Annotated in this window: 20 protein-coding genes, 1 tRNA gene and 1 riboswitch; of the genes, 15 read left to right on the forward strand and 6 right to left on the reverse strand. The window is 41.0% G+C overall.

Features of this window, described 5'->3' with window-relative positions; all coding sequences use genetic code 11:
* Nucleotides 1-28: 28 nt before the first annotated feature.
* Nucleotides 29-1,504 carry a phytoene desaturase family protein gene (locus tag GO816_RS03870; protein WP_157540019.1) on the reverse strand — a complete coding sequence of 492 codons (1,476 nt, stop codon included), beginning with the start codon at nt 1,502-1,504 and terminating at the stop codon, nt 29-31.
* 97 nt (nt 1,505-1,601) lie between these two features.
* Here GO816_RS03870 and GO816_RS03875 point away from each other — a divergent pair, with 97 nt between their 5' ends.
* The 4 genes from GO816_RS03875 to GO816_RS03890 are packed head-to-tail and all read left to right on the forward strand — an operon-like array spanning nt 1,602 to nt 3,884.
* Nucleotides 1,602-2,435 carry a phytoene/squalene synthase family protein gene (locus GO816_RS03875; RefSeq protein ID WP_157540020.1) on the forward strand — a complete coding sequence of 278 codons (834 nt, stop codon included), beginning with the start codon at nt 1,602-1,604 and terminating at the stop codon, nt 2,433-2,435.
* Entirely contained in the window at nt 2,435-2,974 is a 540-nt protein-coding gene (locus GO816_RS03880; protein ID WP_157540021.1) for a hypothetical protein, read from the forward strand. The genes GO816_RS03875 and GO816_RS03880 overlap by 1 nt, the downstream gene beginning before the upstream one ends.
* Nucleotides 2,971-3,654 carry a lycopene cyclase domain-containing protein gene (locus tag GO816_RS03885; protein WP_317163578.1) on the forward strand — a complete coding sequence of 228 codons (684 nt, stop codon included), beginning with the start codon at nt 2,971-2,973 and terminating at the stop codon, nt 3,652-3,654. Before GO816_RS03880 ends, GO816_RS03885 begins: the two co-directional genes overlap by 4 nt.
* The gene (locus tag GO816_RS03890; protein ID WP_157540022.1) at nt 3,651-3,884 is read left to right on the forward strand and encodes a cytochrome b5 domain-containing protein; all 234 of its coding nucleotides are present in this window, start codon (nt 3,651-3,653) and stop codon (nt 3,882-3,884) included. The genes GO816_RS03885 and GO816_RS03890 overlap by 4 nt, the downstream gene beginning before the upstream one ends.
* A 63-nt stretch (nt 3,885-3,947) precedes the next feature.
* Here GO816_RS03890 and GO816_RS03895 read toward each other — a convergent pair whose 3' ends face one another.
* Entirely contained in the window at nt 3,948-4,868 is a 921-nt protein-coding gene (locus tag GO816_RS03895) for a PfkB family carbohydrate kinase (RefSeq protein ID WP_157540023.1), read from the reverse strand.
* A gap of 87 nt (nt 4,869-4,955) precedes the next feature.
* Here GO816_RS03895 and GO816_RS03900 point away from each other — a divergent pair.
* The 7 genes from GO816_RS03900 (at nt 4,956) to GO816_RS03930 (ending at nt 13,048) form a co-directional block, all read left to right on the forward strand.
* Nucleotides 4,956-5,032 (forward strand) — tRNA-Asn (locus GO816_RS03900).
* 851 nt (nt 5,033-5,883) lie between these two features.
* The gene (locus GO816_RS03905; protein WP_157540024.1) at nt 5,884-7,293 is read left to right on the forward strand and encodes a serine hydrolase domain-containing protein; all 1,410 of its coding nucleotides are present in this window, start codon (nt 5,884-5,886) and stop codon (nt 7,291-7,293) included.
* Nucleotides 7,294-7,507: 214 nt separating this feature from the next.
* On the forward strand, nt 7,508-8,152 hold the full coding sequence (locus GO816_RS03910) for a hypothetical protein (protein WP_157540025.1): 645 nt from the start codon (nt 7,508-7,510) through the stop codon (nt 8,150-8,152).
* 16 nt (nt 8,153-8,168) lie between these two features.
* Nucleotides 8,169-8,453 (forward strand): hypothetical protein, encoded by a 285-nt coding sequence (locus GO816_RS03915; RefSeq protein ID WP_157540026.1) that lies wholly within the window; start codon nt 8,169-8,171, stop codon nt 8,451-8,453.
* Between the two features lie 273 nt (nt 8,454-8,726).
* Nucleotides 8,727-10,016, forward strand: a complete 1,290-nt coding sequence (locus tag GO816_RS03920) for a hypothetical protein (RefSeq protein ID WP_157540027.1) — start codon at nt 8,727-8,729, stop codon at nt 10,014-10,016.
* Nucleotides 10,017-10,155: 139 nt separating this feature from the next.
* Nucleotides 10,156-11,088 (forward strand): alpha/beta fold hydrolase, encoded by a 933-nt coding sequence (locus tag GO816_RS03925; RefSeq protein WP_157540028.1) that lies wholly within the window; start codon nt 10,156-10,158, stop codon nt 11,086-11,088.
* An 85-nt stretch (nt 11,089-11,173) separates the two neighbouring features.
* Nucleotides 11,174-13,048 (forward strand): heparinase II/III domain-containing protein, encoded by a 1,875-nt coding sequence (locus GO816_RS03930; protein ID WP_157540029.1) that lies wholly within the window; start codon nt 11,174-11,176, stop codon nt 13,046-13,048.
* Between the two features lie 99 nt (nt 13,049-13,147).
* Here the strand turns inward: GO816_RS03930 and GO816_RS03935 are convergent, their stop codons facing one another.
* Nucleotides 13,148-14,296: a TlpA disulfide reductase family protein gene (locus GO816_RS03935; RefSeq protein WP_157540030.1), complete on the reverse strand. Its 1,149-nt coding sequence runs from the start codon at nt 14,294-14,296 to the stop codon at nt 13,148-13,150.
* A gap of 235 nt (nt 14,297-14,531) precedes the next feature.
* Between GO816_RS03935 and GO816_RS03940 the strand changes: the two genes are divergently transcribed.
* Both GO816_RS03940 and GO816_RS03945 read left to right on the forward strand, forming a co-directional pair.
* Entirely contained in the window at nt 14,532-15,599 is a 1,068-nt protein-coding gene (locus GO816_RS03940) for a branched-chain amino acid aminotransferase (protein WP_157540031.1), read from the forward strand.
* A 206-nt stretch (nt 15,600-15,805) separates the two neighbouring features.
* Complete coding sequence (locus GO816_RS03945; protein ID WP_157540032.1) at nt 15,806-17,335, forward strand: polysaccharide lyase; 1,530 nt, start codon at nt 15,806-15,808, stop codon at nt 17,333-17,335.
* A 53-nt stretch (nt 17,336-17,388) separates the two neighbouring features.
* On the opposite strand, the gene GO816_RS03950 is transcribed toward GO816_RS03945, so the two are convergent.
* The 3 genes from GO816_RS03950 to GO816_RS03960 form a co-directional block, all read right to left on the reverse strand.
* Nucleotides 17,389-17,874, reverse strand: coding sequence for a universal stress protein (locus GO816_RS03950; protein ID WP_157540033.1), 486 nt, complete (start codon nt 17,872-17,874; stop codon nt 17,389-17,391).
* Between the two features lie 150 nt (nt 17,875-18,024).
* Complete coding sequence (locus tag GO816_RS03955; protein WP_157540034.1) at nt 18,025-19,317, reverse strand: HAD-IB family phosphatase; 1,293 nt, start codon at nt 19,315-19,317, stop codon at nt 18,025-18,027.
* 68 nt (nt 19,318-19,385) lie between these two features.
* Complete coding sequence (locus tag GO816_RS03960; RefSeq protein WP_157540035.1) at nt 19,386-20,354, reverse strand: NAD-dependent epimerase/dehydratase family protein; 969 nt, start codon at nt 20,352-20,354, stop codon at nt 19,386-19,388.
* A gap of 79 nt (nt 20,355-20,433) precedes the next feature.
* On the opposite strand from GO816_RS03960, the gene GO816_RS03965 reads away from it, so the two are divergent.
* Nucleotides 20,434-21,618 carry a formimidoylglutamase gene (locus GO816_RS03965; RefSeq protein WP_157540036.1) on the forward strand — a complete coding sequence of 395 codons (1,185 nt, stop codon included), beginning with the start codon at nt 20,434-20,436 and terminating at the stop codon, nt 21,616-21,618.
* An 81-nt stretch (nt 21,619-21,699) separates the two neighbouring features.
* Nucleotides 21,700-22,869, forward strand: a complete 1,170-nt coding sequence (locus GO816_RS03970; protein ID WP_157540037.1) for a TlpA disulfide reductase family protein — start codon at nt 21,700-21,702, stop codon at nt 22,867-22,869.
* 43 nt (nt 22,870-22,912) lie between these two features.
* A riboswitch (Fluoride riboswitch) is annotated at nt 22,913-22,978 on the forward strand.
* The last annotated feature ends 29 nt before the right edge of the window (nt 22,979-23,007 follow it).

Genomic DNA, 23,007 nt, shown 5'->3' on the forward strand with positions numbered 1-23,007 from the left:
GTAAGAATAAAGGTTAAACAATCTGTTCCTATTTCAAAAGTTTCAATGCTTCGGCTGCAACTACTTGTCCCGAAATGATTGCCGGAGGAACGCCGGGTCCGGGTACGGTAAGTTGCCCGGTGTAAAGCATGTTACTTATTTTTTTTGCCCGCATAGCCGGCTTTAAAAAAGCTGTTTGCCCTAACGTGTTAGCCAAACCGTAAGCATTACCTTTAAATGAATGATAGTCGTCTTTAAAATCGTTCATTGCATAGCTACGCTTTAAAACTATGTTGTCCTTTATACTTTGCCCGGTTACTGCCTCAAACCGGTTAACCATTAAGTCAAAGTATTTTTCGCGCAAGGTATCATCATCATTCAGACCTGGCGCCAGCGGCATTAGGAAGAACAAATTTTCGCCACCTTCCGGAGCTACAGAATTATCGGTCTTTGATGCACATGAGACATAAAAAAGCGGTTTGGTAGGCCATTTTGGCTCCGTATAAATTTCGCGCGCATGGAGTTCAAAGTCTTCATCAAAAAATAAATTATGGTGCTCAATACCTTCTACCCTTTTGTTTAGGCCAATGTAATACAATAGGCTTGAGGGCGACATGGTGCGGGTATCCCAATATTTTGATGTGTAGTTTCTGTTTTGTTTTGGAATAAGTGCCTGATCGGTATGCTCATAATCAGCACCTGATATAACAATACCGGCCGTAAAGTCACCTTGTGTTGTACGCACTAAATTAGCCTTGCCTTCCTTTACATCAATAGCAGTTACCTCTGTATTAAGCTTTATGCTAACACCGTAGCTTTCGGCAATGCTAACCATAGCCTTCACAATTTGATGCATTCCACCCTGCGGATACCAGGTTCCAAGCACCAGGTCGGCGTAGTTCATCATGCTATACATTGCAGGTGTGTTTTGTGGTGTAGCACCTAAAAACAACACCGGAAACTCCAGTAGCTTAATAAGCTTTGGGTTTTTAAAGTATTTGCGCACATGCTTGCTCATGCTGGTAAGCAGTTGTATACCCAGGCTTTTTTTAAGCAGGCTAAAACCCATGTACTCTGTAATAGAGTGTGATGGTTTAAACACATACTCGCCCATACCAACACGGTATTTATACTCGGCCTGGTTTAAAAACTCGCTTAACGCACTGCTGCTGCCCGGCTCTACACGCTCAAATAAGTCTTTAAGCTTTTGCATATCGGCAGCAACATCAAGATAATCGTTTTCGGCATAGTACACCCTGTACCCCGGATCAAGGCGTTCGAGCTTATAAAAATCAGAAGGCTTTTTATTAAATAGGGCAAAGTAATTTTCAAATACATCGGGCATCCAGTACCAGCTTGGGCCCATGTCAAAGGTAAAACCATCCTGCTGCCATATGCGTGCACGGCCACCCGGTTGATCATTCTTTTCCAAAATAACCACCTCGCAACCTTCTTTTGCTAACAAAGCCGCAGCGGCCAGTCCCGAAAAACCTGCGCCAATAACAATAACCTTCTTTTTACTCATGCCGTGTTTACAAGGGCAAAGTAAGTAAATTGTTTGGGCCCAAAGCCAAACAATTTAGGTTCAAATATGTACATTTGATGATACTACCTGCTAACCGATGAATTTATTTGACGAGACCTGCTTTGAATGCAGCAAAATTATTACCACTAAATACAGTACATCGTTTAGCAAAGGTATTATGGCTTTCGACCGCAAGTTCCGTTACCCTATTTATGCCATTTATGGCTTTGTGAGGTATGCTGATGAAATTGTTGACACTTTTCATGATTATGATAAGGCCAAACTTATAGCCAGCTTTAGAGTACAAACCTTTGAAGCCATAGCACAAAAAATAAGTCTTAACCCGGTTTTGCAGGCTTTCCAGCAAGTTGTTAACCGCTATAACATCGAACACGAACTTATAGACGCATTTTTGCGGTCGATGGAAATGGATTTAGATAAGAAGGCTTATGACAGCAGCACTTATCAAACCTACATCTACGGCTCGGCGGAGGTGGTTGGCTTAATGTGCCTGCACATATTTTGCGAAAACGACAAAGCCATGTACAAGCAGTTAGTGCCCATGGCGCGCAGTTTGGGTGCAGCTTTTCAGAAGGTGAATTTTTTGCGTGATGTAAAGTCAGACTTTGAAGAGCGCGGCCGTACCTACTTTCCTTTTGTTGATTTTAACCGCTTTAATGAAGAGGACAAAAGAGCCATTGAAGCCGATATTGAAAAAGACTTTGATGATGCATTTAAAGGCATAAAGCAACTTCCACGTGGTACGCGTTTGGGTGTTTACGTTGCTTACATTTATTACCGCCAGCTTTTTAAAAAAATAAGCCGCACACCGGCCAACACTATTCTGCAAAAACGTATACGTATTTCTGATACTCATAAAACTGCTTTATATTTCAAGGCAGTTTTGCATCAAAAATTAAACGTTATTTAATGAAGTTTTCCTTTTTGTCCTTTCTATTTATATTATTTGCCGTTCCATTTATTTGTAAGGCCGATGTACCCGAACCTCAAGTGATCAGAAAACAGTTGATACTGGCACTTGAAAAAAAAAGTTTAACAGATTCTCTTTACAACATTTTAAGCGCCGAAAAGAATAAATCGGCTTTAAACACTTGTTATTTAGGCGTTGTACAGGCCCTTAAAGCTAAGCACGCCTGGAACCCGTACTATAAAGTAAAGTATTTAAACGATGCTGAAAAGACATTGCAAAAGGCGGTAACCGCTCAGCCCGATAATATTGAAATACGTTTTATGCGCTTTTCCATCGAGCACAATGTTCCGGGCTTTTTAGGGTACAATAAGCATTTGGTGGCCGACAGGGAAGAGATGATTAAACAACTTAACCGCAAGCATTACACCACGGCCGATGAAAGCGTTGTGCGCACAATAATTAAATTTTTGATTGATTCGAAACGCTGCACAGCCCACGAAACCGAAACATTGCATAAACAGTTAGCTGCATTAAAGTGACATACGCATACCTGCTTATTAATTTCCTTACTATAATTTTTCCAATACTGCTATCATTTGATAAGCGTGTTGCCTTTCACAAAAGCTGGAAGTACATATGGCCGGCTATGGCCATAACAGGACTGGTGTTTTTGTTTTGGGACGTGCTATTTACATTGAAAGGTGTATGGTCATTTAACAGCAACTATATTATTGGCATACGCTTTTGGGGCCTCCCCTTAGAGGAGATCTTATTTTTTTTAACTGTGCCTTTTTCATGCATATTTATTTATGCCTGCTTAAATTACTACGTTAAATGGTCGTTACCACAAACTGCAGGTAAAGCAATATCTGTACTGATGATTATTTTAAGTATTGTGATGCTTGTGATTTATTATGACAGGTTATACACCACAGTTACCTTTGGCTTACTGCTTGCCTTGGTAGCAGCTATACAGTTTGGTTTTAATCCGATATGGTTACCACGTTTTTACATGGCTTATATTGTGTCGCTATTACCGTTTTATATTGTAAATGGCATACTTACTTCCGTGCCGATTGTACTTTATAACAATGCCGAAAATATTGGTAAGCGCGTTGGTACAATACCTTTTGAAGATCATTTTTACTCGCTGGCATTGCTGCTTATGAACGTGGCCATTTTTGAGTATTTTAAAAATAAACGCAAGACTTTGTTATGACTTTGCCCGTATATACCCGTTCTCAACTGGCATTGCGCAACGGGCAAGACAAGCCACAAATTTGGGTTGCTTACCGTGGGAATATCTATGACGTAGGCAAAAGCCGCTTATGGCGCGATGGTAAGCACTACGAACATTGGGCAGGGCAAGACCTGACGGAAGAACTAGCAGACGCCCCGCACGCCGATGATGTATTCAAGCGCTTTGATATAGTAGGAATTTTAGGCTAAAAAAAAAGATGCCATTCCGCAGCCCTTATTACCTGCAAAATGACATCTTTATAATTCATAAGCTTACAGTTCTATTTCAAACTGGGCAAGGTTTACAAATTCTTTCACCCGGGCAGATACTTCTTCCTGAGTAAGGTTTTTGATCTTCTCGGTACCAAATTTCTCAACGCAGAATGAAGCCAATGCCGAACCAAATATGATGGCGTTTTTCATGTTATTGAAGTTAATAGAGCCCACCTTAGCCAGGTAGCCTATAAATCCGCCTGCAAAGGTATCACCGGCACCAGTTGGATCAAACACTTCGGCCAATGGCAAAGCAGGCGCCGAAAACACTTTATCTTCATGAAACAGCAAAGCACCATGCTCACCTTTTTTAATGATAAGGTATTGGGGCCCCATGGTTAAAATTTTACGGGCAGCTTTCACTAAAGAATACTCACCGCTCAATTGCCTAGCCTCTGCATCGTTGATTGTTAAAACGTCAACCATTTTAATAGTTTCAAGCAAATCATCCAGCGCAATATCCATCCAAAAGTTCATCGTATCCATCACGATCAGTTTAGGGCGGTTCTTAAGCCGTTTAATAACCGTTTGCTGCACCTGAGGGGTAAGATTACCCAGCATCAAATATTCGCAATCCTGGTACGCCTCTGGTATTATAGGATCAAAATCGGCAAGTACATTAAGCTCGGTAGCCAACGTATCGCGGCTATTCATGTCGTTATGATAACGCCCGCTCCAAAAAAACGATTTCTCACCCTCTTTTATCTGTAACCCTTCCGTATTGATATTGTGGTTTTCAAAATCAGCAATTTCGCTTTGAGGGAAATCATCGCCTACTACAGCAACAATTTTTACGTTGTTATAAAAGTACGATGCGGCCAAACTGGCATAGGTTGCAGCCCCTCCAACAATTTTATCTGTTTTTCCGAAGGGTGTTTCTATAGCGTCAAATGCCACAGTACCAATGACTAATAAACTCATGTGAAAAATATTTAAATTTTTTTTGTGCAAATATTGTGAAATATCCGCGAAGTTTATACTTTTGCACCACTCCAAACCGGAAAAGATTCCTGAGTAGCTCAGCCGGTTAGAGCATCTGACTGTTAATCAGAGGGTCGCTGGTTCGAGCCCAGCCTCAGGAGCCACAAAGGGCAAGCACGAGAAATCGGTCGCTTGCCCTTTTTATTTCTTCCTTTTTTTCTAAAGTCAAGTACATATACAAATCGCTCTTTTGAGCGGTTCCATATTACAGGTCTCAAAAGTGAATCTTTGGGGATATATCTAATGAATAATCTTCCTTATTCCTTGTAATACTTACTGTAAACACTACGCACTAAGCTTTATAAATTTGCCTATACCTGTCCAAAAACGGCTCGATATGTCCAATAGGCTAATAAACCGCTTAATATTTTAAGCTTTTAAAGATTGGGGTTGAATTCCGTACAGCGTGGGCGACCTGTGTAAATGACATTACATAGCGTTGGTTAACCGGAGCAAGACTCAAATCATTTTCATTACATTAAATATTGTGTGCGTGGCGTAGAAATCAGAGTGTGTAAACCCGTTGATTATTTATCAAGCTTTAATTAGTATCCTTAACAGGTCTTTTTTAAGTATGACTATAACCGTTAAGGCTTTGACTCAACCACCATTTAAAAAAAGCAAAGTTGGTTACTTGTCTAGCAATAAGCATTGTATATGATAATTGTGATTAATCAAATATTTAATGCAACGTTTTATAGTTCTATGTGTCACTTATCACGATGATAACAACGTTACGTAATTTCACACTGTCCGCATGTATTGTGGCTTCACTTGCATGTTTGCACAAAATTGTTTCGCTACAATCATAACAACCAATTAACTTGTTTCCAAAGAAACACGGTTAGCCGTTGGTATCTAAGCACGATGCAATCAGAGAGTTAGCGTATTGAACATATGTATATGTTACCCTCCTTTCTATAATTAGAACTTTACGTTGAAATTTATACAATAGATGAATTATATAGCTGCAATTTTTCTTATCCTTTTTTCAGTAAATGCCTTTTCTCAAAAGAATGTAAAGAAAACATACCCCGCACATCAACAGGGGAATGCAACCATCCTGATCGATTCATTAATGGCAAAATCCTACGAAAGGGGTTTATTTAACGGAAACGTCCTTGTTGCTAAAAACAAAAAAATTATGTATCAAAAATCGTTTGGATTTACAGATGGGACGAAAAAAAACGCTTTGAATAATAAGTCAATATTTAACATTGGTTCTATTGCAAAGGAATTTAATGCCGTTGCCATAATGATGCTAGTTGAACGTCATCGTATCAGTCTTGATGATACGATTTCTAAATTCAATTTTGGATTACCAAAATGGGCAGAAAAAGTTACTATAAGACACCTCATCAATTATGCGAGTGGAATTCCGCGAATCGATCTGTTAGTGCCAAAGAACGATGAGGAGGCTTGGAAAGTTTTAAGAGGTAACGATAGCTTACTGTTTCAACCAGGAAAAAATTATAAGTATGACAATAGCAATGTGTTTTTACAAAGAAGAATTATAGAAAAGGTAACTGGAATATCTTACAAAGAATTTGTTACTAAAAACATTATCAAACCTTTAAAAATGACTAATTCGGTGTTTGATCCGAAATCAGGTTTTAAAAACCGAACATCTTGCTATGATATGGATAACGCCCAATGCCCGGAGATGCAATTCATCAGCGGATGGCTTTGGGTTGATATTAACGATTTGTATAAATGGATTGAAGCCATGAATACGAATAAACTAATTTCCAAACAATCCTTTCAAACACTACTTGAAAACCCTTATGCAATTAACGAAGGTGGATCACTTGGCAGGTACATTGAAAAGGAAGACCTTCAACGGCACAATGGAGTATCTTATAAATTCGAATCTATCTTTTTAAACGATTTTAAAAATAATGTAATCATCATATTGCTGTCTAATAATTTTAACCGGGTTTGGGATTTGGGATATACTATCCACAATTTGATACTGGGAAATAACTACGAGATTCCTAAAAAGTCAATTTATCAAGCCCTCAGAAAGGAGTCCATCAGTGACGTTAATACTGCTATAAACAGCTATTACTCACTTAAAAAGAACTCAAAAGACGACTACATGTTTGAAAATCCAAGCGAGCTAAATAGACTAGGATATGAACTATTAAGACTAGGAAAAATCAATGCATCTGTAACAGTATTTAGATTGGCTACTGAAGAGTTCCCTAAAAATGCCAACATATTTGATAGTTTAGGAGAAGCTTACTTTACAGACAAACAATACGTATTAGCTTTAAACAGTTATAAGAAAGCACTGAGCCTTGATGCAAATAGTGAAAACGCAAAAAACATGATAGAAAAAATCAAAAGTTTGGTTGGCAATTAATCTTGGATTTGAATCCTGCGTATCTTTAGATTTTCGATGACTTGTATCGAGTTTATCCTGCATGGCGAGCAAGGAGAAAAGCCTTTCAGTGAAAACTGAAAGGCTTTTTGTTTTAAGACACATAAGGATTTTCAATTAACTTCTGTACCCATTATTTCCATGCCAACATTAATCACTATATGGTGTTAATATAGTTCATAAAAAAGGTCTGCTTATGAGATCAATTTATTTGCTTGGGGTTATAGGTGTGCTGATGGCCTGTAATAACAAAAAACCCACCACCATTATTAATAAGGATAGCACAACTATAAGTGCAGCCACCACCGCTGCGGTTAATAAGCCACAATTACATACCGATACGTTGCAATACATTCATTTTGATGGCAATTACGATTATTGGTTTGCCGTATTTATTGATAAGCAAAAAGACACGTTGCAACTGGTAGTGGATGACGCACCAAATGCTAAATTCAGAAACAAGCTTGTACAGGTCACCTGGTTTACTGATACCCTTACCCAAGCCGGCGACAACGAAAGCAAGTACGCCGGAAAACGACTAAAGAGTATCCACCCTATTACCGGTAAAGCCTTTATTGAGCCTGTAACCGAACAAAAAGTTATTAAGGATATTGAAGCATTGCCCGAAGTTAAAAGCAATGCTGATAAGGTTTCAATTGCCGAACGCCCTACGGACGATAGGGAATATTACCTGGTAGAAACGGGTACGCATAATGATGATAATTTCTCAAGGTTATTTATGTTCCGCGTTTATGTTTATCCGGAATACGAGATTAAGTTTTACGACATAAATGAGGAAAAAGAAATGAGCCTCGACGAATGGCGTAAAAACAAACAATAAATTAGCAGAACGACAAATGCTTTGGAAGTTAGCCATATTAATTGTACCCGGGGTGGTATTGCTTTGCACACTATACACCGGAAGTAAAGGCAAGGGCATAGGCGGCGGTGGATATGATCTGTCTGAATTAGTTTATAGCTGCATGTATACCATCTTCGTTGTTTGTTGGAATATATGGATAACCACAGCGCTATTGATGTCTAAAACAGCATTAGATAAGCAAAACAACAAAATATTGCTCATTATAGGCGTTTTAGTGCTTATCGCCTCTGCAACCTGGTTCTTTAGGTTTTTGCGGTAACAAACCAGCTTTATACGGTATGTTATTCCCAATACCCCGGTTAGATAACACCAGCGTGTTGAAATCTATCTTTCAAGTGATCAATGTCAATGTTAATTTCTCTCAGTTAGGCTGGTAATGAAATGTCAATATACATCAATTCAGTATAAATAGTCGTTAATGCAGCTTTAAACCGGGTTATCACAGCATCCAACGAAAACTTTTTAACCAGCGCCTTACAACAATCTAAATTACATTTCGTATAAAACTGTACCTAATTAATTTAACTGTTGTATGCAAAAAACTCTGCTCTTTGTATTACTTCTGATTGCTGCTGGCTGCAGAAAAGAAGCCGCCTTAGCTCCGCAAGATGATGTTGCACCTATGGCTATAGCTGAAAAAAGGTTAGCTACTACCTCACTTACAAGTGTTACCGCTAACGGCTCCATCCCTGCCGGCTTACCCAAACGGGTAGCTTTTGGTATTGAAGGAGACGTATCTCAACGAGCCAGCTTTATAAATGAAGCTGATTACGTTTATGTGTATTTAGCCGGCGACATATTTTCAAACGGCTGGACAACCTGGAACTGGCCATCAGGTCAGTATGCGCGTAATTTCCTGAACGGAATCGGCAGCATGGGCAAAGTTCCTGTATTTACCTACTATAATATTGTACCTGCACGCAATCGGTTTCAAGAGCCCGCAACCATCAATTTAAACGATGCCGAATTGATGAAGAAGTACTTTGATGACTTCAAACTACTGCTTCAAATATGCAAAAGCTATGGCAAAACGGTTGTAATTCATTACGAGCCCGATTTGTTTGGCTACATGCAGATGTATAAGAATGATGTGACCAGGAGAACAATAAAGGTTAGTCTAAGCAATCACCCTGATGTACAGGGCTTCAGCAATAACGCCAAAGGTTTGGCACAGGCAATAGTAAGCATGCGAAACAAGTATGCTCCTAACGTATTGCTGGGCTGGCATGCCTCACAATGGTCTACCGGTGTTGATGTAATTGGCAATAAGTATAACCCCGAAGAGCATGCAAGCATTACGGCCAATTATTACAAGTCATTAAATGCTAATTTTGATTTACTGTTTTCTGAATTCTCAGATCGTGATGCAGGTTTATACCAGCTGGTTTACGGACGACTAAACTCTTGGTGGTCAATGGAACCTCGTGCTGATAACGATTACCTGAGCGATTATGACCGCTTTCAACGCTACTTAAAAAAGTTGAATCAGGATTTAGGCAAGAAAATTATTTTGTGGCAAATACCTATGGGCAACACCATAACCGCAAGCTGTAACAGTACTCCGGGTCATTATAAAGATAACAGAGTGCAATACTTTTTACAGCCGGTTATGCAAACCGGTGATAAATCGAAAATTGCACACTACGGCGAAGCCGGAGTTATCGGATTTTTGTTTGGATGGGGCTCTAACGATTGTACCACCTACCTTGATTTAAGAGGCGATGGTGTAACGGCACAAAATGAACCATCTGATGATGACGGAGGCTACCTGCGCAAAGGAATTAAAGACTATTACCAAAAGGGCGTTGTTACGTTACCTTAGAATTTATTTATTCATCGCTTTAAGTAAGCAAAATATAGTAAAGCGATTTTTATAGCTTTGAAGCGCATGAATGCCTAAACGGTTGCGCTTAAACTAGCGTGGTTAATCTGGCTTTTCAAGCCAAATTAACCACGCCTTAATGAAGTATACTTTTTTTCAGTTATTTACAGCACTTCATCTTATAGCAAGCCAGGCTTGTTCACAACAAATTTATTCCAAAGCCTACGGCAACCCTAAAAACCCCGCCATAATCTATATTCATGGTGGGCCAAGAGGTAATGCAACTTTATTTGAAGGCACAACTGCACCATTACTTGCACAAAAAGGGTTTTACGTTATTGCTTATGACCGCCGTGGTGAAGGCCGTTCAAAAGACACAGCAGCCACCATGACTTTTAACGAGGCAATTACCGACCTGGATAATTTGATGCAGGAGTATCAATTAAAAACAGCTACCATACTTGGGCACAGCTTTGGGGGTATCGTTGCCACACTTTTTACCAACGCCAGGCCGAAAAGGGTAAAACGACTTATACTGGCAGGTGCATTATTTTCTCAACAAGAGATGTATGATCATATACTAAAAAGCACTTCTCAAACTGCTATAGCGAAAGAGGATTCTGCCATGTTGAAGCAGATATCTTATATCAAAACTCTCAATCATAATAGTGCAGAGTTTCGTAAAAAGTGTTACGAGATTGCATCAGCATACGGCTATTTCCGTATGCCTTATTCCACACCACAATCAATACAATTAGAAGCTGACTATAAAAACAGTGAATTCGGCCGCGCTAACATTCGTAATGATCAAGCTCCGCTACTTTTCTACAAAAACGAGAAGCAGGTAAATATTGATACCAAGCAGATCCTTAGAAACATAAAAACTAAAGGGGTGAAACTATTTGGAATCTATGGTAAGCAGGATAGGATATTTTCTAATAAGCAACTCCAAGACATACAAAACATCATTGGTCTTAAATACTTTGACACAATTGATAACTGTTCACATTATCCTTTCGTAGATCAGCAAAAAATTTTTGTTGACGATGTTGTAAAGTTTATGAAGCTTTAACCTTAAACTTCAATTACACAAATAAAAAGCTTGTAAAGTCTCCTACCCTATTTTACAACGAAAAACTTAAACCTATAACTACCACATGAAAGACATCACTTATCGTAAAATATCACTGGCTTTAATTGCCGTTATATCGCTTGCCTTAAACGTACGAGCTCAAACTACTATTGACACTACAAAACTTAGGCAGCATCCGCGGTTGCTAATGCTTAAAAAGGATGAGGCACAGATTAAGGCGCTGTTAAAGCAAGATACGCTTTGGCTTAACGTACACAAAAGTATTATTACCGAATGCGAAGACATGCTTACAGCTAAAGTACAGGAACGCATTGTTACCGGAAGAAGGCTACTAAGCGTATCTCGTGAAGCCCTGCGCAGAATATTCTTTTTATCATACGCGTGGCGCATTACCAATGAAGATAAATATTTGAAGCGTGCTGAAGAAGAAATGCTGGCTGTAAGTAGTTTTACAGATTGGAACCCGAGTCATTTTTTAGATGTGGCTGAAATGAGCCTGGCAGTTGCCATTGGTTACGATTGGTTGTACAACGGCCTGTCACCAAAATCACGAACCATAATTAGCGAAGCCATTATAACAAAAGGGCTCGAACCCTCACTTAACAGCAAGTATAACAGCTGGTTGCAGGCAACTAACAACTGGAACCAGGTTTGTAACACCGGTTTAAGCTACGGCGCTATCGCTATCTATGAGCGTAATTCATCGTTGGCAGAAAACATATTAAACCGAGCTATTACCACTATACAGAAGCCAATGAAAGAGTATGCTCCTGACGGTGGCTATAAAGAAGGCTACAGTTATTGGGGCTATGGCACATCATTCAATGTGTTTTTTATAAGCGCAATGGAAAAGCTTTTTGGTACCGACTTTGGTTTGAAAAGCCAACCCGGCTTTATGAATACCGGTACTTTTTATGAGTTTCTTACAGGTCCATCAGGTATACCATTTAACTACTCAGATGCGGGTGGAATTGAGGGCTTGCAACCGGCTATGTTTTGGTTTGCCAATCAGCTTAATGATCCATCCCTTCTGTTTGTTGAAAAAACCTACCTGCAAACAAAAAAGTTTAACGCAAAAAGTAATCGCATTTTGCCTGCTGCTATTATTTGGGCAGGCACAATAAACATAAGCGCTGCAAAGCCGCCTGTAAACAAAATGTGGCAAGGCAAAGGTGCAAACCAGGTTGCCATTATGCGTACTGACTGGCGCCGGCAAAAGGGCATCTTTGTGGGCTTTAAAGGTGGCAGTCCGTCAGAAAGCCACGGACATATGGATGTTGGCTCCTTTGTGGCCGATTTTGAGGGCAACCGCTGGTCTGCTGATTTGGGCATGGAGCAGTACAATTCACTTGAATCGGCTGGGTTAAGCATATGGGAGATGGGGCAAAACTCGCAACGCTGGGATGTATTCCGATATGCAAACTTTTCACACAGTACCCTTACAGTAAATGGTCACAAGCAAGATGTTAAGGGTGAGGCAAAAATTACCAAGTCTTCTGACAAGCCAAAGTTTATGTATGCAGTAATGGATATTACACCGGCCTATAAAGAGGATTTACAAAAGGCGGAGCGTGGCGTTGCCATTGTTAATAATGAGTATATGCTTATTAGTGATGAAGTTGAAACCGGCAGCAAAGAATGCGTAATAAGATGGGCAATGCTTACTCCGGCAGGTGTGGCATCTATTAAAGATAATGAACTTATCCTGAAGCAAAACGGCAAGCAAATGCACCTCAGGGTTGAAGGCATTGAGGGTGTAAAACTTCAATCATGGAGTACGGCACCTCCTCATAGCTATGATGCCGCCAACCCGGGTACCGTGCTGGTAGGTTTTGAAACCAAAGTTAAGGCTAACAGCAAAAAGGCATTTAACGTTTACTTGATTCCGGCTGGTATCAAAATTTCTAAAACCACGCCAGCATTACTTAGTAAGTGGTAACGGTAAAGAAAAAGGCAAGCATTACAACATATTAGCTGTAAAACAAAAGAAGCACCGCTGCAATGCAACGGTGCTTCTTTTGTTATTATTTTTAATTTATTACTCGGCTTTAACTTTTTCAGCTTTGGTCAAAATTTCACCAAGCTTAGCATCCAGTGCATCGCCACGTAAGTTTTTAGCTATTACTTTACCGTTTGGATCTAACAAAAAGTTTTGTGGTATGGCTCGTACACCCCAGGCCTTGGCAACCTCATTATCCCAAAACTTCAAATCAGATACATGGGTCCAGGTTAACCCGTCTTTTTTAATGGCGGCTAACCATTTATCCTTTGCATCCGGACGATCTAATGAAACGCCTAATACAGTAAAGTTACGATCTTTATATTTGTTAAACGTACGTACTACGTTAGGATTTTCCTGGCGGCAAGGACCACACCATGATGCCCATAAATCAACAAGCACATATTTTCCGCGGAACGATGATAGCTTAACCATAGCACCAGTGGTATCGGCCATGGCAAATTCAGGAGCCACAGCACCAATTGCTACAACCTTCATTTTAGCTAACTGATCGCCCAGCTTCTTACCGCTTTCACTGTCTTTAACCGATGGTGCAAGAGCAGCATATAAAGGAGCAATTTCAGCATAGTCCATTCCGTAAGCCATATTACCAATTAAGTTCAAACTAATTAATGACTTAGGATATTGCTTTACAAACTTTCTGCTAATTATGTCAGACTGTTCGTCGGCCTTTTTCTCCATCGCCTCCATCTCCTTTTTAAACTCAGGTTTTTGTCTGTCGGCAGCAGGAGTTGCTTTAGCCTTTGCATTCATTTCGGCATATAAAGCAGTTACAGGCTTATTCATTACCTTGTATGCTTCATTTTCGGCATTGGTTGGTGTACCGGTAACGGTTGCCGTACCCAATGAATCGGCCGCGTTGGTGATGTTAATTACGCCGCTTTCAAAATAAATTTGCTGGTAATCGCGCACCTTGTTCATGCCATCGCCCTTTTTGCTCAATAACACATAGCCCTGGCTCGGAGCAGCAACAGTTCCTTTAAACTCAAACTCGCCGTTTTTAACCATTGCCGAGTCAACTACAAGTTTTCCGTCTTTACGGTATTGAACGTAAGCTTTCGCAGGAGCATCAACTTTACCAATTTTACCTTTCACCGTAAAGGCACCGGTTTGTGCCATAGTTGCCACCGGAAGTGCGGCAAGGGCAGTTAATAGTATTTTTTTCATGGGGGTAATATTTCGTAGTTCGAATAAGGATTTAGTTAATTACAAATCTAAACTTCTCAGGTTCAAATACAAGCAATTAACAATATTTATCACATGTTTAGCTATCACGTAGAACTTGTGTATTACTCCTGAAAGCATCTTAATCCTGACACAAATTAGTTTTAATTAGCAACTCATTAGCCTTTAAGCACAAAAAATCTTAAATTGCCAGCCTTACTTTTTTAATCATCAGGCCATGACTACAGAAACGCTTGACATCAAGATAACGAAAAATACCCAATCGCGCCTGGCTCAAACAGATTTTAGCCAGCTGACCTTTGGCCACACTTTTACCGACCACATGCTGGTGGCTGACTATGCCGACGGTGAATGGAAGAATTTTGAAATTTTACCTTACGGTCCTATTGCGTTAAGCCCGGCTATTTCATCATTGCACTACGGTCAGGCATTTTTTGAAGGATTGAAAGCATACCGCCATGCCGATGGCAACGTATCAGTATTTCGCCCTGACAAGAATGCTGCACGTTTCAATAAATCGGCCGAGCGTTTGTGCGCACCTGAGTTACCGGTTGATATGTTTATTCAAAGCATTGCTGCACTGGTTGACGTAGAGCGCGACTGGGTGCCGGCAGCCGATGGATATTCATTATACATTCGTCCGTTTATGTTTGCCACCGACCCTTACTTAGGTGTGGTGCCATCAAACACTTATAAATTTATCGTACTAACCTGCCCGGTTGGCCCTTACTTTACCAAGCCTTTACGCGTAAAGTTTGAAACCAAGTACACCCGCGCTGCCGAAGGTGGCTTTGGATTTGCCAAAGCTGCAGGAAACTATGCAGGCTCAATGCTGCCCAGCCGTAAAGCAGTTGAGGAAGGTTTTGACCAGATGATTTGGACCGACTCGAAAGAACACCAGTATGCTGAAGAGCTTGGCGCTGCAAACGTTATGTTTTTGATTGATGGCAAATTAGTAACCCCATCAACCCGTGATACCATTTTAGATGGTGTAACCCGCGATACGGTTATTGCTTTAGCTAAAGACTGGGGCATTACCGTAGAGGAGCGCCGTGTGCCAATTACCGAAATTGTTGAAGCCGCACGCAGCGGTAAACTTACCGATGCATTTGGAGCAGGTACTGCTGCTACTATTGCCCCTATTGGTGCAATTAACTATGAGGGTGAAGAATTAACGCTGAGCGATCCGGCAAGCCGTGAGTTTTCAAATAGATTACTGAATTCGTTAAATGATATACGTTACGGACGTGCGGCTGATACGCATAGCTGGAACTATATGATATAATCCACATCTGCAGAACAGGATTTACAAAGCGCATCTTTCAAAAAAAGATGCGCTTTGTTTTTGTGTTCTATTTGTTCGCAACTATGGCTTTAAAATTGAGGTTTACGATTTAAAACGTAAATGTTACATTCATTTTATGGCTCTTATTTTATATTTAACTTCTTGATTTATAAACCAATAAAAACTTGTCAAGATTTTATACTAAAATGAGAACATCGTATAAGTTTGCAGTAGCAGGGTTGTTTGCACTTGCATTTTCATCAAACACACAACGCGTAAATGCGCAGGAGCAAGGACAAATTCCACCACATCCTCCCCGCTTACCCGAAACCGCTATTCCGGCTTTTCCCGGCGCATGGGGTGGCGGCATGTTTACCACCGGCGGGCGTGGTGGTAAAGTTATAGCTGTAACTAATTTGAATGATAGTGGCGCCGGCAGTCTACGCGCTGCTTTAGCAGCCGAAGGTCCACGCATTATAGTCTTTCGTGTGGCAGGTACTATCAAAATAGATAAAGACCTTGATATTAATAGCCCCGATATTACCATAGCAGGCCAATCGGCCCCGGGAGATGGTATTTGCATAGCGGGCACATTAAATATTAATACCTACAATGTAATCATACGTCACCTTCGCGTTCGTCGTGGTGTGCCGGTTGGCGGTCAGGGCGACGATAATATTGGCGGTATCCCTTATCATCATATCATTATTGATCATTGCTCAACCAGCTGGGGCATGGATGAAAACATATCACTTTACAGGCACATGAGGCCTTCATTTGACGGCAAAACTCAAATTAAAGACCCGGCCGAAAACATTACCATTCAATGGACAATTTCCAGTGAGGCGTTAGATGCTAAAGGGCATGCATTTGGCGGCACCTGGGGTGGCAATCCATCAACGTTTCACCACAACCTGCTGGCAAGTAATACAGCGCGTAACCCATCAATAGGCATGTCGGGTGCATTTGATCTTCGCAATAATGTTATTTTTAACTGGCGTCATCGTTCAATTGATGGCGGCGACGAAACTTCGTTAATCAACATCATAAATAATTATTTTAAACCAGGGCCCGCAACTAATGATGATATGCGCGGTGTATTTGCCCGTATTGAACAAAGAAGCCAATATTCCCCGGGAAGTGCGTGGGCGGAGGGCGGCTGGTTCCCTAAAGCCCCGGTTAGGCCGGGCAAATGGTATGTTGCCGGCAACGTTATGGATGGCAATAAAGAGGCTACCAACAACAACTGGGAAGGCATGCGTGCCAAGGGAGCTAACCAAAACGAAGACGATATAAAGAAACTGGCGCGCGTAAATACACCGTTTGAAGGATGGCCGGTTGCTCCGCATCAAACTGCCGAAGCAGCGTTTGAAACTGTTTTGGCTAAAGCTGGCGCAACGCTTCCCAAACGTGATGCAGTTGATAAACGCGTTACCGAAATGGTACGTACCGGTAAAACCACCACTAAAACAGGTATAATTAAAGACATTGCCGAAGTTGGCGGGTACCCTGTACTAAGCTTTAAACCATCACAGGTACTTAAAGATACAGACGGAGACGGTATGCCAGATGATTGGGAAGTAAAAAATGGCCTGAACCCTAAAGATGCAAAAGACGGAGCTTTAGACAGTGACGGTGATGGTTACACTAATGTTGAGGAATTCTTGAACGGCACAAATCCTAAAGAGAAAATCAACTATCGTAACCTGGCAAACAATGTTGATGTTATCAGTTAACAATTGACGTATAAATAGAAAAAGGCTTTACTATTTGTAAAGCCTTTTTTTATTTAATCTTCTTTCTCGTCTTTAAGCGGCACTACCAATACCGGTACATCAGCATTGCGTACAACATCCTCGGCCACACTACCCATAAACAAACGGTCAAACCCGCTACGGTGATGTGTTCCGAGTATAATCATGCCGGCGTTAAACTGCGCCGCACAACTAATAATGGCATCTGCTGCCGCACCATGATCTGTGTATTGAGTAACCTCTATACCTTCACCATATTTTTGTGTAATGCGATTAAGTAAACTATCGGCCGATTGGTTTTGAGCCGATACCATATCTAGGGCCGTAACATCGGCGGTACCTTCAAACGGCAAACCAAACGTAGTATCAGTCATGGGTGATACCGGGGCAATAACCGGTTCAATTATATTTACAATAGCCACCGCCGCGCCAAGTTTACGCGCAAGTCCAAATCCGTAAGCTGCTGCATGATCAGAGTATTTACTTTCGTCTACCCCAATCAAAATCCTGTTAATTTCCATATATAAAGGCTTAATGGTTTACTTATATAAACAGGCAAAACACGATATGTTTTTGAGATGAAAGTAAAGAATACAGAATAAAAAGTATAGACAGCCGCTTTTTACCTGTAAGGTCCCACTTTTGATTACGGGCTCTGACTCTTAATTCTCTTAATAAAGTAACCTAAACTTAATGGTATGTTCAATATTTTTAAGCTCGCTTAATACTTGCTCGTCGTAACCTGCATCAACATCCGTAATTACGTAGCCAATCTTTGAATTGGTTACCAAAAACTCACCCGCAATGTTAATATTGTGGCGAGCAAATACCTCGTTAATCTTGGCAAGTATACCCGGCACGTTTTTATGAATGTGTATTAACCTGTGTGCGTTATTTATACGCGGCGGCTGCAAATCAGGAAAATTACAGCTGGTGTGGGTTTTACCCTCGTTCATAAAAGCAATCACACGCTTTGGTAAAAAGTCGGCATTGCGGGGGTTATGCTTGGGGTCGTCAAATATAATGATACCGTTTTCGCAGGCAGCATCTATAACCTTGCGGTTATTTACCTTTCCAAAGCAGCCAATCACTTTTAACCTGCCTGCATTTTGCAGTTGCTCGGGCGTAGGTTGGTGTGCTTCGTCGCAAAACAAAATACCGGCCTCCTGCAAATACTCTGCTTTAATTTCATCATGATGACGGATGTTGTATCCTTCTTTACGCATCTGCAATAGCGCTTCATCTTCTACATTGCCCACAACCAAACATTTTATACGGTTTTTGGGATATGATATAGCGCGTGGCAGCCGGTTTATGTACAAAAACTCATCAAGGCTTGGCGTAACGTGATCTGCCTTCTCAACTACCGATTTACGCTCGATATTTTCAGTGAAGGCAAAAAACTTTTTGATAAGGCCCGATTCCTTTAACTGAAAATCGGAGTAACCATCACCTATGCCAAAAATGTCGCCCTGCAAGTTTAATTCCTTCAACAGTTTAACCTTACCACCTTCTTGTGAAAGCGGATTCTGGCGGTCATAACCTATGATGTTGCCTTCGGAATCAAATTCAAAATCGTTGGCGTAAATATTTTCTTTTTTAATGTGATACTCACTTACAACAGGCGTAATAAACTCTTTAAAGCCACCCGATACAATTAATACTTCTTCCTGGTGATTTTTAAAGAAAACGTTATTGCGTGAAAACGATGGCGATACCTTTTTACGGAGATGTTTAACAAGTAAATCGAGGTGGCTGCGGTTTGCCTTAAGCAATTTGATACGCCCCTCTAAACTATCGGCAAATGAAAGCTTACCTTCCATTGCTAAGTTCGTAAGATCTTCAATTTGTTGGTAAACTTCCTCGCGGCCCGGATGGTCTTTAAGGCTTATGCGTGCTAACTCGTCGAGCGCTTCAACTTGCGTAAAAGTGCTATCAAAATCAATTATATAATACTGGCCCATGGTTGCGGGCAAATATAGTTTTTTTGTTGATTGATTGATTACGGTGTTTGCTCGATAAGTAATTGAAACTATTGCTTCAATGCCTCACAAATTTCCCTGATGCTTTGCGCTATTGGCTTAAACTCAACATCAATTACCTTTTTGAGTTTACTATTATCATAGTTTTGTTCAACAGACGCAGCCTGGGCGGCAATCTTATCAAATGATGGATCTTTTCCTGTTAAGGTAGCAATAACGGCAGCTCCACGCCAGGCCAGTTCCAGCATCCAGGGTTTTGCTTCGGTAGTTGGTGGCTTAACACCAAAGCAACGGGCTGCTGTTTCAAACAAGTCTTTGTACTTCCAGTTTTCGGCGTTAATAATGAAACGCTCGGCGGTAACATCACTATTCATTAAAGCAATGGCACATTTGGCTACATCATCAACATCAACCAAACCGCAGCTGCCACTACTGTAGTATTTCATACCAGCACGTACCGTTTCAAATATTTTACCGCTCCCGGTAGTGCCCGCAGCGGCGCCTATGATAACTGATGGGTTGATAACAACCGCATCCAAACCTTCGGCAATACCGCGCCAAACCTCCATTTCGCTTTCCAGCTTTGATATGGCATAAACGTTGTTAACCGGCGTTTCTTCAATGTGATTTTTTTCGGTGGTGAGCAAACCTGGTTTAGCTGCACCTACAGCAGCTATTGAGCTAACATGCAAAAGGCGGGCATTGTGCTCAAGGCATAGGTTTACAATGTTGGCCGTACCGGTAACATTGGTATAAATCATAGGCTCCTTATCAGCCTGTTTGATTGACACCCAGGCAGCGCAATGGTAAACGTTGGTTATGCCTTCAAATGCATCGGCTAATATTGGTTCTTCCAACAGGTCGGCATCGTGCCACTCAATGAGCGCGGCATAGGGTTTAAGTACATCCGGAATAACCGATGAACTGCGTTTTACGCAACGTACCCGCACATTTTGGCGTACCAATTGTGCTGTTAGCACTGAGCCTAAAAAACCTGTTGCGCCGGTAACCAGAATCATTTACGAAAGGGTTGTTTCTAATAAAAACAGCGCAATTTAATTTAAAAAATGGATATTTGGGCTTTAGTACGCACAGGATATGTCATTAGCTGATTTCTTTTCGCCAGTTGATTTAGATAAAATAAAACCAGCTCAGGGCTACCGCGCCGGTCAGTTGGGAAGTAAAATTGAAACTTACTCCGAATACTTTCCCGACCTTGAAGAAAAACCCCACCTTGTAATTTTTGGCGTGCAGGAAGATCGTAATGCCATTAATAATACAGGCTGTGCCTTAGGTCCTGATTATGTTCGCGAAAAACTTTATACGCTTTACGAAGGCGAGTACAACTCAAAAATATACGACCTTGGTAATATAAAGCAAGGTGCAAGTATTAATGATACCTACTTTGCCGTAAAAACCATTGTTGCCGAATTAGTGAAACAGGATATTATGGCGGTAATTTTAGGTGGAGGTCAGGATTTGACCTATGCCCAGTACCTAGCCTACGAGGAGATGGAGCAAAAGGTAGATTTGGTGGTATTAGACTCGCACTTTGATTTGGACGAACAGGCCGACATGGAAAACGAAGATGCAACCACATCTCAGTCATACCTTAATAAAATATTCCTGCATCAGCCTAATTACTTATTTAACTATAGCAACCTGGGCCACCAAACTTATTTTGTAAGCCCCGAGAGTTTGCGCGTAATGGACAATTTATTCTTCGACGTACACCGCCTGGGTGAACTGATGGGCAATATCAACGTTACCGAACCTGTTATTCGTAATGCCAATATGATTAGCTTTGACATGGGTGCCATACGTTCATCAGACGCAGCTGCCAATGCCAACGCCACGCCAAACGGCTTTTATGGCGAAGAAGCCTGCCAGATGTGCCGCTACGCCGGCTTTAATGATAAGCTTAGCTCTATAGGTTTTTATGAGTTTAACCCGGCTTATGATAATAACGGGCAAACGGCTTTGCTTTTAGCTGAAATGGTTTGGTATTTTATTGATGGTTTTTACAACCGTAAAAAAGATTTCCCTTTGCAGCCCAAATCGCAATACCTGGTTTATAAAACCACGTTGAAGCATGACGAGCACGAAATAGTATTTGTTAAAAGCAAGAAAACAGACCGCTGGTGGATGCAGGTACCATACCCTACAGGTGGATCATTAAATGAACGGTACCACCTGGTGCCTTGCCGTTACGAAGATTATACAACAGCAATTACCGGCGAAATGCCCGATTTATGGTGGAGAACATATCAAAAACTGGCGTAACGTCCCTTATAAGCAATAAATGGCGTTGTTGTACCAAATACGCTTTTTTAACGTTAAATAATCTGTTTTAATAACAGCCCAATGCTCAAAAAAATATTAGTATATATAAGCTTACTGCTTCCGGCTTTTGCTATAGCTCAAACCGGCGAAACCTTTATTGTAAACGGCAAGCTAACCACCGTTAAACAGCCTTACCGTGTTTATTTACTCTATCAGCAAGGCCAGGGAAAACAACTTGACTCCACTACCCTTGTTGACGGAGCCTTTCAGTTTACCGGCAAGGTTGCCAACCCTGTTAGTGCAATGCTGATAGTTGATCATCGTGGGGTAGGTTTTGCAGGCATATCAAAAACTGATGATGTGCTAAACTTATACTTGGAAAAAGGGAATATTTATCTTGCCGCTACCGATTCGGTATCAAAAGGTAAAATAACCGGTTCTGAAATTAATAAGGATAACGAGGAGCTTAACACTACCCTGGCACCCCTGTATGCCCGTGCCGAAAAAATTTATCAGGAAGTGCAGGCAGCTACGCCTCAACAACACCAAAGCAATGTGTATCAAAATACCATGCAGGATAAGTTTAAGGCCATACAAGTTGAGCGTGAAAAGTATTTAAAAGACTTTATTCTTGCTCACCCCTACAGCTACCTGAGCCTTATGGCCGTAAGTTCAATGGGTGGCCCCTCGGCGGATGTAAATGTAATTGAGCCTTTATACAACAGCTTATCACAAAAGCTTAAAGAAACGCCACAGGGACAGCAGCTTAAAGCTTCGTTTGCAGCGTTAAAAGCTACCGCTATTGGTGCTATTGCACCCGATTTTACGCAAAATGATGAAAATGGCAAACCGGTTAGGCTATCTGATTTCCGCAAGCAGAACAAGTATGTTTTGCTTGACTTTTGGGCATCATGGTGTGGCCCGTGCCGCCAGGAAAACCCTAACGTAGTACGTGTTTATAACAAATTTAAAGACAAGAACTTCACTGTTCTCGGTGTATCATTGGATCGTCCGGACGGTAAAGCGGCTTGGTTAAAAGCCATTAAAGATGACGGCTTGAACTGGACACAGGTATCGGACCTTAAATTTTGGAACAACGAGGCGGCCGCACTTTACTTTGTGCAATCAATCCCTCAAAACTTTTTAATTAGCCCCGATGGCAAAATAGTAGCTAAAAATCTCCGAGGCGGCGATTTGGAAATGACATTACTTAAAGTGCTAAGCAGCGCCAAACAGCCCAAAGGAGAGTAAGAAGTTATTTTGATAAATTAAGCCGGGAAGCTATATTTGTTTTATACTTAAAGGTGATGGTGCTCACCTAATTGAACCGCCCTTAAAAGCTGATAGCGCCTGCCCAATAGATGGTAAAATTTATTGCATTGCAGGCTT

The sequence above is a fragment of the Mucilaginibacter aquatilis genome (assembly GCF_009755275.1).
Taxonomy (GTDB): Bacteria; Bacteroidota; Bacteroidia; order Sphingobacteriales; family Sphingobacteriaceae; genus Mucilaginibacter; species Mucilaginibacter aquatilis.

Bases quoted from the DNA above. Each gene is read 5' to 3' on its own strand.
- GO816_RS03930 (WP_157540029.1), top strand. From the start codon at position 11,174: ATGAAAGACATCACTTATCGTAAAATATCACTGGCTTTAATTGCCGTT.
- GO816_RS03920 (WP_157540027.1), top strand. From the start codon at position 8,727: ATGCAAAAAACTCTGCTCTTTGTATTACTTCTGATTGCTGCTGGCTGC.
- GO816_RS03950 (WP_157540033.1), bottom strand. From the start codon at position 17,874: ATGGAAATTAACAGGATTTTGATTGGGGTAGACGAAAGTAAATACTCT.
- GO816_RS03945 (WP_157540032.1), top strand. From the start codon at position 15,806: ATGAGAACATCGTATAAGTTTGCAGTAGCAGGGTTGTTTGCACTTGCA.
- GO816_RS03870 (WP_157540019.1), bottom strand. From the start codon at position 1,504: ATGAGTAAAAAGAAGGTTATTGTTATTGGCGCAGGTTTTTCGGGACTG.
- GO816_RS03875 (WP_157540020.1), top strand. From the start codon at position 1,602: ATGAATTTATTTGACGAGACCTGCTTTGAATGCAGCAAAATTATTACC.
- GO816_RS03915 (WP_157540026.1), top strand. From the start codon at position 8,169: ATGCTTTGGAAGTTAGCCATATTAATTGTACCCGGGGTGGTATTGCTT.
- GO816_RS03940 (WP_157540031.1), top strand. From the start codon at position 14,532: ATGACTACAGAAACGCTTGACATCAAGATAACGAAAAATACCCAATCG.
- GO816_RS03935 (WP_157540030.1), bottom strand. From the start codon at position 14,296: ATGAAAAAAATACTATTAACTGCCCTTGCCGCACTTCCGGTGGCAACT.
- GO816_RS03965 (WP_157540036.1), top strand. From the start codon at position 20,434: ATGTCATTAGCTGATTTCTTTTCGCCAGTTGATTTAGATAAAATAAAA.
- GO816_RS03960 (WP_157540035.1), bottom strand. From the start codon at position 20,354: ATGATTCTGGTTACCGGCGCAACAGGTTTTTTAGGCTCAGTGCTAACA.
- GO816_RS03955 (WP_157540034.1), bottom strand. From the start codon at position 19,317: ATGGGCCAGTATTATATAATTGATTTTGATAGCACTTTTACGCAAGTT.
- GO816_RS03905 (WP_157540024.1), top strand. From the start codon at position 5,884: ATGAATTATATAGCTGCAATTTTTCTTATCCTTTTTTCAGTAAATGCC.
- GO816_RS03890 (WP_157540022.1), top strand. From the start codon at position 3,651: ATGACTTTGCCCGTATATACCCGTTCTCAACTGGCATTGCGCAACGGG.
- GO816_RS03925 (WP_157540028.1), top strand. From the start codon at position 10,156: ATGAAGTATACTTTTTTTCAGTTATTTACAGCACTTCATCTTATAGCA.
- GO816_RS03910 (WP_157540025.1), top strand. From the start codon at position 7,508: ATGAGATCAATTTATTTGCTTGGGGTTATAGGTGTGCTGATGGCCTGT.
- GO816_RS03895 (WP_157540023.1), bottom strand. From the start codon at position 4,868: ATGAGTTTATTAGTCATTGGTACTGTGGCATTTGACGCTATAGAAACA.
- GO816_RS03970 (WP_157540037.1), top strand. From the start codon at position 21,700: ATGCTCAAAAAAATATTAGTATATATAAGCTTACTGCTTCCGGCTTTT.
- GO816_RS03880 (WP_157540021.1), top strand. From the start codon at position 2,435: ATGAAGTTTTCCTTTTTGTCCTTTCTATTTATATTATTTGCCGTTCCA.